The organism is Sphingopyxis sp., from assembly GCF_036402335.1.
Taxonomy (GTDB): domain Bacteria; phylum Pseudomonadota; class Alphaproteobacteria; order Sphingomonadales; family Sphingomonadaceae; genus Sphingopyxis.
Window position 1 is genome coordinate 1 of sequence record NZ_DASWTD010000565.1, and the last position, 7,333, is coordinate 7,333.

The following is a 7,333-nucleotide window of genomic DNA, read 5'->3' on the forward strand; positions in this document are numbered from 1 at the left end:
GTGTTGAGAAGGGCGAGAAGAAAAAGCGCGGGCCAAAGCACGGCGCGGCTCGGCATGGCGCGGCGGGTGGCCGCCATGAAGCCCAGCATCAGCAGCGACGAGAGGCCGAGGCGGGCGAGGACGAGGGTGAAGGGCGGCACTTCACGCAATGCTATGCCGAGAAAGAAGAAAGAGCCTCCCCACAGCACCGATAGCAGGATCAACATCCCCCATTCGGTGCCGCCCATCCGGAGATTGATCGATGCTGTCATGACGCGGCCCTAGCGGCGAACCGAATGGCGAAGCGTCCCGCTTCTTGCGGTCAAAGCCGCCCCGCCGGGACAAGCAGCGTCAGCTTCGCCTTGCCGACCTTGCGTGTCGTGTCGATTTCGAAACCCGCGACCTCGACCATTTCCTTCGCGCCGGTTTCGATCGATATCCAGCTATCGGGCCCGATCCAGCCGAGGCGGTTGAGCTTGTCGAGCGCGACGCTGCCGGCGCCGGTATCGTAGGGCGCGTCGAGCATCAACAGGTCGCAGGTGCGCCTCGCGGGACCGAGGCTCATCACCGAGCCGGCGCGGATGTCGGCGCGGGGCGTGGCGCCGAGGGCCGCGAGGTTGATTCTGAGCGCATCGAGCGCGTCGCGATCCTGTTCGGCAAACAGGCATTGGCCGGCGCCGCGCGACAGCGCTTCGATGCCGAGCGCGCCCGATCCCGCGAACAGATCGGCAACCACCAGCCCTTCGAAGCTGCCGAGGCGGCTCGTCAGCATCGAAAACAGCGTTTCGCGCGTGCGGTCCGCGGTCGGGCGTGTCGCATCGTTCCTCGGCGCAAGCAGCTTGCGGCCGCGCCATTCCCCCGAAATTACACGCATCAGCCGAGATGCCGGCGGAATTTGAACAGTTCGTCGCGCGGCACCACGTCGACCGCGCCGAGCGGCATGCCGCCGAGTTCGAACGCGCCGTAACGGGTGCGGATCAGGCGGCTGACCTGCAATCCGAAATGTTCGAGCACCTTGCGAACTTCCCGGTTCTTGCCCTCGGTCAGCGTCATTTCGACCCACTGGTTGCGCCCCGTGCGGCGTTCGAGATTGGCGTCGATCTTGCCGTAGCGGACACCGTCGATCTCGATCCCCATCGCGAGTTCCTCAAGTTGCGCCTGGCTGATGTCGCCGAAGGCGCGGGCACGATAGGTCCGCTCGACCCCGCTCGCGGGGAGTTCGAGCTGGCGCTTGAACTCGCCGTCGTTGGTGAGCAGCAGCAGCCCTTCGGTATTATAGTCGAGGCGGCCGACGGGCATCAGGCGCGGCAGGTCCTTGGGCAAAAGATCGTAGATCGTCTTGCGCCCCTTGGGATCGCGTGCCGCGGTGATGCACCCTGCGGGCTTGTGGAAGCGGTAGAGCCGGGTGGAGACGGGCTTGGCGACGGGATTGCCGTCGACGGTCAATCCCTCGAGCGAGCCGAGCAGGGGGGCAGGATGGACGATGACCTGGCCGTTCAACGCGATCCGGCCTTCCTCGACCATCCGTTCGACATCGCGGCGCGAGCCGACACCGGCGCGCGCGAGCAGCTTCGCGATGCGCTGCGGCCCGTCCTCGCGCTCGGCCTCGGCGGGTTTGGTCTTGAGCGCGGAGGCGGCGCCGCGCGCGGCGCGGCGACCGCGGGGGGCATCGCGGTCTGCGGCGGAACGAGGCGTCGAGCGGGGTGGATGGCGGGTCGTCATCGGAACGGATGCGGCTTTCTTGTCGTTTTCAGGGAAAATAGTGTTGCGTTGTGATCACGCTCATAGCCGGAAAAGACCCGCTTCGTCGATGGCAAGCACAAGCGATCTTGCAGGACGGCGCAGAGCGAGTCATGGCGTACGAACCCTAAGGGAGTCCTCATGCTCTTTGGCCACCGCCCGACCTGCATCAAGCGATTGCTGATCATCGAAGATGATCCGCTGACCGCTTTCGATAATGAGCACACGCTGAAGATCGGCGGGTACGACATTGTCGCGACGGTCGACTCGGGCGAGGCCGCGGTGGCGATCATGGCTGCCGAACCGATCGATGCGCTGGTGCTCGATCTGGGGCTCGCTGGTCATATGACCGGACGCGAAGTCGCGCGGCTCGCCCGCGATCGCGGCATCGCGGTGCTGCTGGTGACGGGACAATGCCCCGCCGATGCCGAAGAGATCGCGATAGCCTGCCTCGGCAAGCCGCACAGTGCATCGGCGCTCGTGTCGGCCTTGAAGGCGGTCGAGTCGATGACTTGCAAAAACCAGGCGCCGCGCAAGGTCAGCGGATTGCAGACCTATTGGCGCCCCGCCGCCGCGTGAGTGCGATCGGCGGACAAATAGCCGCTTCCAATTTGCCTCCGACGCTTTAGGCCTTGGCTGAGGTAAAAGCGCGTCCTCCACCGGATCGTGCGAGGGAGGAGCCGATTGTGCAGTCAGAGAGTGTGACGCCGCCGCCGCAAAGCTGGCGGAACAGCATCCGGCCCTATTTCGAACGCGCGCCGCTCGCTGCCGCACTGCTCGGGATTTCATCGGGCTTTCCCTATGCGATGATCGGCGCGACGCTGACGACGCGGCTGTCGCAGGACGGATTCGAGAAATCCTCGATTACCGCATTTTCGCTGGCGTTCCTCGTCTATAATCTGAAGCCGCTTTGGGCCTGGGTCGTCGACGCAGTGCGCCTGCCGGTCATCGGCCGTCTCGGCCAGCGCGTGTCGTGGCTGATCCTGACCGCCGCGCTGGTCATGCTCGCAGTCTTCAACCTCGCGATGGTCGACCCGCAGCATGTCGGCCAGTCTCCGGTCGGGCAGTTCATGCAGTGGTTCGGAATGGGCCGCGAAGGCGAATTCGCCGCGCTATTCGAAATGGCGATCGGCGCGGTTCTCGTCGGCTTCGCCGGGGCGACCTTCGACGTCGTGATCGATGCGTACCGGATCGAGATATTGAAGCCCGAACAACTCGGCGTCGGGTCGGGCATGTCGCAATATGGCTGGCGCATCGGATCGGCAGGCGCGGGTGCGGTGGCGCTGTTCCTCGCGGCGCGGCAAGGCTGGGAAGCGGCCTATTTCGCCTGCGCGATGTTCGCGCTTCCCGCGGTCATCGCGGCCTTCTGGGTCGGCGAACCCGAACGCCACCGCGAGGTGGTAAAACGCGAAGGGCGCCCGGGCATCGTCGCGGGCATCGTTGGCCCCTTCACCGAGTTTTTCAGCCGCCACGGCGCCTGGCTCGTGCTGCTGTTCATCCTGCTCCACAAGATCGGCGACACGCTGGCGAACCTCACGCTTCGCCTGCTGCTCGACGATCTCGGCTTCAGCAACGACGAGATCGCCATTTACGATGTGGGCATCGGTTTCTGGGCCTATCTGATCGGCATTTTTATCGGCGGTGTGATGTATGCAAAGCTGGGAATGAAGCGGTCGGTGCTGATCAGCCTGATCCTGATGGCGATCAGCAATTTCAGTTTCGCGCTGCTGGCGGCGGCCGGGCACAGCAATTGGGGGCTTGCCGGTGCGATCGGCTTTGAGAATATCGCCAGCGGGATCGGCGGCGTCGTTGTGGTTGCCTATTTCTCGGCGCTCTGCGACCTGCGCTTTACCGCCGCACATTATGCGCTGATCAGTTCGGCCGCGAGCATTGTCGGGCGCTTCCTGACGGGCACCACCGCGGGCGCGATGATGGAAGAGTTCGGCAATGTGAACTTCTATCTGTTCACCGTCGCCGCCGCGCTTCCCGGAATTATCCTGTTCTGGATCATGATGCGTAGCGGGCTGGTCGATGCGTCGGTCGGAACCGCGGGTACCGAACCTGCAGGAAAGGCGGCGACATAGCGACCGGATCGCCGTCGACGTCGGCTTTGGGGTGGGAAGCGGACGTCAGCTGTCCTGATGCTGTGAATTGGCCACGGTGTTAAAGCGCGCCTCCCCGATCTCTGAAGAATGGCTAGATGCGAAGCGGTAGACGAATGTCGCCACAACAGCCGTGCCAAGCAGGATCAGTCCCGGAACAATCAAACCCTCAGGCCAATCTGCATCTCTTGAAATGAACATCGCTGCGGCGATGCCGCAAACTACGACTACGGCAGTGCCACTACGCGCAGGGCTTAAATCGCGGTACGCCTCCTTGTTGCTAGGCGCTGTGGCGCACCACGCGACAAATAGTACCCACCATCCGAGTTGGACGTCGCTGGCCAGACCTCTCAGTTCCTCCGTTGGCGAGATGCGTGCTGCGACATATGAGGAGAGTAGGTAAGCACCCGTAGCCATCAGGAAGAGGCTCTGCATGACCGGCCTCCAGAACTGTCTGGTAGATAACTTGCGAATGAAGACATTCATTGGCGTCTCCGCGAGTTGGTCATCAATGCAACACATGCACCACACCGCGGATGTCCGCAATCGGTCGGTCACCCGACGTCCGCACGAAATTGCCGTTGGAAAGCTAGTTCCGCAGCCGGTCGATCGCCTGCGCCAGCGCGACATAGAGCTTGCCGATATCCGACGAGAGCAGGGTGACGCTGATCGCCGATCCGTCGCGCGCGCCGATGAGCAGACGCAGCATTGCTTCGAAGTCGTGGATGAACCGGTTCACCGACGCGTGGAAGCCGTCGTCGGCCTGGTAGATACGCAGGATTTCCTTGGCCTCGCTATTGTCGATCAGCTTGACCGCGCGGCGCGCGAACACGCCGCGGTCGCCCTTCAGATACGCGTCCCATGCGATGTCGGAGACTTCGCTCGACAATATCTTGGTGACATCGATCGCGGTCGATTTCAGGGCTTCGGTGAGCACGCCCACCTGCTTCGCGAGCGAATCGCGGTCGGACGCCGCGATCGCCTGTTCGGCTTCGTTCACGCGCTGTTCGACGCTGGCGCTGGTGTCCATGATCGTGATCAGCTGGCGCATGAGCCGGTCGGCGGCGCCGTTCGCGGCCGCGACCGCGCGCGCCGAGGCGTCCTCGATCGCGTTCAATTGCGCCATGATCTCGTTCTTGAAGGCGGCATCGATCGCATCGGTCGCGGTCGCCTGCATCGCCTCCCGCGCCCCGGATACCAGCTTTTCGAGCGTCAGCCGCGCCTCGTCGGCCGCCGAATCGGCCGTGGCACGCACCTCGCCCAGCGTCGCGATCATGCGCGCCCCGCCCTGTTCGGCGAACTCGTCGGCACCCTCGCGCAGCTTGGCGAGCGCCGCCTCGGCGTCGGCGAGCGAGCCGTTGATGCGATCGACCATCTCCTGCTGGCTTGTCGCATGCCCCGCCATCTGCTCTTCGTTCGACTTGAGCGTCGCCTGCACCGCGTTGACGTGCGACATCGTCGATTGCGCCACCAGTTCCGAGGCATCGAGGAGCGGGCGGAGTTGCGACAGCGACGTTTGCGTCGTCTTGCCGTGCGAGGCGATGCGATCGAGTGCGTGCGGTAGCGTTTCGTCTAGTTCGCGCGTCACCGCATCGAGCGCCAGCAACAGCGATTCGGCGTGGGTAATCAGCTGATGCGCCGACACATTGCCGCTCTGTACTTCCTGCATGAAAGCGCCGAGTTGCGCCTTGGTGTCGTCGATCGCGCGGCCGATCACGCCCGTGCTTGCGCCGACGCTGACGTCGAGCACTTCGAGCTGCTTGCCGACTTCGGCGACATGCGCCGTGATGCGTGCAGCCAGCGCATCGCTGGCGTCGGCGTGGGCGACAAGCTGCGCGCCCATCGCGTCGCCGGCATCGCGCGCTGCGGCGAGCCTGCTGTCCATTTGTGATGCGGCGGCGTCAACGCCGTCGCGGAACTGTTTCCAGCTCTTGTCGATCTGGTTCGTCATCGCGGCGACGGTCGACTTCATGTCGTCGCGCGACGTGGCGGCGATCTGGGTCATTTGCGCCAACACGAGGCCGTGCGCGTCGGTGACCTGTGTGGAAGCGGCCAGCAGGTCCGCTTCGGTTTCCTTCGCCTGTTCCTGCAGCGCGACAATCGCTTCGAGGATGCTCGCGGTCGAGGCCTCTCCGGTTTGCGCCGCCTTTGCCGCTTCTTCGCCGAGCGCCGCCAGCCTGGCTTCGAGGTTCGCGCCCTGCTGGTGCGCGACCAGCCCCGCCTCGCGGAAATTGACCGCCAGCCGCTGTGCGACGTCGTCGATCCGCGGCAACCCCGCGAGCAATCCGTCCATCCGCTGCATCGCGACGTCGCCCGAGCGCGCGAGCTGATCGTGCGCATTGGCGATGACCGATGCGTTGCTGGCGAGCTTGTCGCTGCTTTCGCCGAGCCGCACGACGGTATCGAGCCCGAGTTGCTGGACGATCTTTGCCTGGTCGCCCAGTTGCTTCCGCGCGTCGGCGAGATGCAGTCCGAGCGAATGCATCGACTGGTTGAGCGCCAGATTCTCTTCGCGAAGCGCGGCCGCAATCCGCGTGAAACGCGCCTGTTCGGACCGGCTCGACCGCAACAGGACCATCCACAACAGCGTGAGCAAGGTCAGCGGCATCGCGATCGTCGCCACAAGCGCGGGCCAGTCGGCAAGCGCGGGACTGCTTGCGAAGCCGCGGGTCGCAACAGCGAGCGCGAATCCGGTCCAGCCGAGTGCAAGGAGGACGAGCAGGACCGGGGCAGCGCGCTCGCGCCACGCGGAGGGCTCGGCCACCGCCTCGCTGCTTTCACCGGCGTCGGTCAGGGACGACATATCGAGCCAATCGCGTTCGGGGAGTGCCTCCGCTTCGGGCGCAAGCGCGCTCTCCGCCGCCACGGCATCCGCCGGCACTGCGCTGTCTGTTTCCGGGTTTGCCGCGGAATCCCGCCACAATCCGACGATTTTCTTTTCCCCCGTCATCCCGCCATCTTAGCATCAAATGGCCGTCTTGAAACGGAAACTTAACCACGTGCTGGCAAAGCTGTGGAATGTCTTTCGATAGCGGCCCTCTCGACCGGTACCTCAGCTCCGCAATCGGCGACGATCGGGCGATGGCGCTCGACCTGCGCGGCGCCTTTACCGGAAGCGCGCGCGACCTTGCCGACCTGATGCGCCGGGCGCGGTGCGACGCGAACTGGGACGTTGCGGCGCTCCGCCTGAAGGGGCTGGCGGCGACCTTCGGCATCATCTCGCTGATCGAGCTTGCCGAACATGCGATGGCGGGCGCCCCGGGCGATCCCGCGGTGCTGCGCCGGATTAACGCGGCGATCGACGAGATCGCGTAAGGCTGCTCTGCCGATCAACCGGGTTCAATTCCGGTTCAGCGGCTTTTCTTCAGAGAAATATCGATATCCGCTGTCTTGCCTTGGCAACGCGACGGGTTTAGCCGCGTTTAGGACGCGCGGCCGAGCCCTCTTGTGCGTTGGTGTGCATGGGGCGAGGCGACCGATTCAGAGGAGAGATTTTGATGTTCACCCGTTTC

General features: G+C 64.6%; 8 protein-coding genes. 3 read left to right on the forward strand and 5 right to left on the reverse strand.

Going from position 1 to position 7,333, the window contains the following annotated elements; translation table 11 throughout:
- From VGD20_RS18345 to VGD20_RS18355, 3 genes are all read right to left on the reverse strand, one after another.
- Window positions 1-251 (reverse strand): EamA family transporter (locus VGD20_RS18345; protein ID WP_331135817.1); only part of this gene is annotated, 251 nt, incomplete at its 3' end.
- 50 nt (window positions 252-301) lie between these two features.
- Window positions 302-853 carry a 16S rRNA (guanine(966)-N(2))-methyltransferase RsmD gene (gene rsmD, locus VGD20_RS18350; RefSeq protein WP_331135818.1) on the reverse strand — a complete coding sequence of 184 codons (552 nt, stop codon included), beginning with the start codon at window positions 851-853 and terminating at the stop codon, window positions 302-304.
- A complete protein-coding gene (locus VGD20_RS18355; protein ID WP_331135819.1) occupies window positions 853-1,701 on the reverse strand; it encodes a pseudouridine synthase in 849 nt (282 codons plus the stop codon). The genes rsmD and VGD20_RS18355 overlap by 1 nt, the downstream gene beginning before the upstream one ends.
- Before the next feature lie 159 nt (window positions 1,702-1,860).
- Between VGD20_RS18355 and VGD20_RS18360 the strand changes: the two genes are divergently transcribed.
- Together VGD20_RS18360 and VGD20_RS18365 are read left to right on the forward strand one after the other, a co-directional pair.
- The gene (locus tag VGD20_RS18360) at window positions 1,861-2,298 is read left to right on the forward strand and encodes a response regulator (RefSeq protein WP_331135820.1); all 438 of its coding nucleotides are present in this window, start codon (window positions 1,861-1,863) and stop codon (window positions 2,296-2,298) included.
- Between the two features lie 107 nt (window positions 2,299-2,405).
- Window positions 2,406-3,803 carry an MFS transporter gene (locus tag VGD20_RS18365; RefSeq protein ID WP_331135821.1) on the forward strand — a complete coding sequence of 466 codons (1,398 nt, stop codon included), beginning with the start codon at window positions 2,406-2,408 and terminating at the stop codon, window positions 3,801-3,803.
- Between the two features lie 45 nt (window positions 3,804-3,848).
- Here the strand turns inward: VGD20_RS18365 and VGD20_RS18370 are convergent, their stop codons facing one another.
- Window positions 3,849-4,256 carry a hypothetical protein gene (locus VGD20_RS18370; RefSeq protein ID WP_331135822.1) on the reverse strand — a complete coding sequence of 136 codons (408 nt, stop codon included), beginning with the start codon at window positions 4,254-4,256 and terminating at the stop codon, window positions 3,849-3,851.
- A gap of 154 nt (window positions 4,257-4,410) precedes the next feature.
- Window positions 4,411-6,687: a hypothetical protein gene (locus tag VGD20_RS18375; RefSeq protein WP_331135823.1), complete on the reverse strand. Its 2,277-nt coding sequence runs from the start codon at window positions 6,685-6,687 to the stop codon at window positions 4,411-4,413.
- Between the two features lie 152 nt (window positions 6,688-6,839).
- Here VGD20_RS18375 and VGD20_RS18380 point away from each other — a divergent pair, with 152 nt between their 5' ends.
- Complete coding sequence (locus VGD20_RS18380) at window positions 6,840-7,136, forward strand: Hpt domain-containing protein (protein WP_331135824.1); 297 nt, start codon at window positions 6,840-6,842, stop codon at window positions 7,134-7,136.
- Window positions 7,137-7,333 lie beyond the last annotated feature (197 nt).

What these genes read in the sequence shown, in the direction of transcription:
- rsmD (WP_331135818.1), bottom strand. Translation starts at nt 853, where the DNA reads ATGCGTGTAATTTCGGGGGAATGGCGCGGCCGCAAGCTGCTTGCGCCG.
- VGD20_RS18355 (WP_331135819.1), bottom strand. Translation starts at nt 1,701, where the DNA reads ATGACGACCCGCCATCCACCCCGCTCGACGCCTCGTTCCGCCGCAGAC.
- VGD20_RS18360 (WP_331135820.1), top strand. Translation starts at nt 1,861, where the DNA reads ATGCTCTTTGGCCACCGCCCGACCTGCATCAAGCGATTGCTGATCATC.
- VGD20_RS18370 (WP_331135822.1), bottom strand. Translation starts at nt 4,256, where the DNA reads ATGCAGAGCCTCTTCCTGATGGCTACGGGTGCTTACCTACTCTCCTCA.
- VGD20_RS18380 (WP_331135824.1), top strand. Translation starts at nt 6,840, where the DNA reads ATGTCTTTCGATAGCGGCCCTCTCGACCGGTACCTCAGCTCCGCAATC.